Annotated in this window: 2 protein-coding genes; one reads left to right on the forward strand and one right to left on the reverse strand. The window is 74.0% G+C overall.

The annotated features are described in order from the left end of the window. Window positions 1–197: 197 nt before the first annotated feature. Window positions 198–632 carry a MarR family winged helix-turn-helix transcriptional regulator gene (locus ACFRAR_RS38800; protein ID WP_380705167.1) on the reverse strand — a complete coding sequence of 145 codons (435 nt, stop codon included), beginning with the start codon at window positions 630–632 and terminating at the stop codon, window positions 198–200. Between the two features lie 120 nt (window positions 633–752). Here ACFRAR_RS38800 and ACFRAR_RS38805 point away from each other — a divergent pair, with 120 nt between their 5' ends. Next, entirely contained in the window at window positions 753–1,193 is a 441-nt protein-coding gene (locus tag ACFRAR_RS38805) for a VOC family protein (protein WP_380705169.1), read from the forward strand. Window positions 1,194–1,329: the final 136 nt, after the last annotated feature.

Here is a 1,329-nt window from a genome sequence, read left to right on the forward strand (position 1 = left end):
GGGGGGGGGGGGGGGGGGGGGGGGGGGGGGGGGGGGTTGGGGGGGGGGGGGGGGGGGGGGGGGCGGGGGTGGCCCGGGTGGGCCCCCCTGGGGGGGCGCCGGCCTGGGGGGGGGCCGCCCCGCTCCTGGTGTCGGTGATCGGTCCTGCGGTGATGCGGGCTCCTTCTTCTCCCGGCGGCCGGCCGGGGTCGGTGTGCCTAGAGGTGTGCGAGCTTGTAGAGCACGGGCGCGGCCTCCCTGAGGACGGCCCATTCCTCCTCGTCGAGCCCCTGGGCGAGCTCGGCGAGCCAGACGTTCCGGCGGCGACGACTCTCGTCGAGGATCGTCTGCGCCTGCTCGGTGCTGCTGACGACCACCTGACGGCGGTCCTCGGGGTGCGGCTCGCGCCGCACCAGCCCCTTCTCCTCCAGCATCGCGACGATCCTGGTCATCGAAGGAGGCTGCACGTGCTCCTTCCGGGCGAGCTCACCCGGCGTCGCCTTCCCGCACCGGGCGAGGGTGCCCAGCACTCCCATCTCGGTGGGACTCAACGACTCCTCCACCCGCTGGTGTTTGAGTCGTCGGGAGAGGCGCATCGTGGACGATCGCAGCTGACTGATCGCTGCGAGGTCCTGCTCGGACATCTCGGGCATCTCTTTAGCTTACGTCATTACCCTAGCTAAGGAAAATGAGATCCGCCGCGCCCCGGAGACGCCCCGGTGCCATATTGGTCTTGGGCCCAAGCCCTCGACTCCCAGAAGGGCCGACCAGCCATGTCCGACCTCGCCACCGAGCAGTCCGAGCGGTCCGCGCCGTCCGAACGGCCGCAGCCGTCCGAGTCCGGCGACACCGGCTTCGCCCGGCTCGCCATGGTCACCATCGACTGCGCCGACCCGATCGCGCTGGCCTCGTTCTACGGCGAGCTGCTGGGGTGGGAGACCCGGCACACGGACGAGAACTTCGCGATCCTGGACAACCCCGAGGGCGGCAGCCCGCTGGGCTTCGGGCGGGTGAGCGGGTACCGGCCGGAGCCGTGGACGGAGCCGGACGGCAGCAAGCACTTCCACCTCGACTTCTACGTCGACGACCTGGAGGAAGCCACCGCGAAGGCCCTCGCGCTCGGCGCCACCGAGCCCGCCTACCAGCACGGCCGCACCCTGCGGGTGCTGATCGACCCGGCAGGCCACCCGTTCGGCCTAGCGCCGCTGGAGTGAGCACCGGCGCGACCGCGGGGCCGTGCGCCTGCCCGTGGGGCCGGGCGCCTGCCCGTGGGGCCGTGCGCCTGCCCGGGCGCCCGGGCGGCGCGCACCCCGCTCCGGCACGGCCGCGGCCCCCGGCGCGGGGCCGGGG

The organism is Kitasatospora sp. NPDC056651, assembly GCF_042792155.1.
GTDB lineage: Bacteria > Actinomycetota > Actinomycetes > Streptomycetales > Streptomycetaceae > Kitasatospora.

What these genes read in the sequence shown, in the direction of transcription:
- ACFRAR_RS38800 (WP_380705167.1), bottom strand. Translation starts at nt 632, where the DNA reads ATGCCCGAGATGTCCGAGCAGGACCTCGCAGCGATCAGTCAGCTGCGA.
- ACFRAR_RS38805 (WP_380705169.1), top strand. Translation starts at nt 753, where the DNA reads ATGTCCGACCTCGCCACCGAGCAGTCCGAGCGGTCCGCGCCGTCCGAA.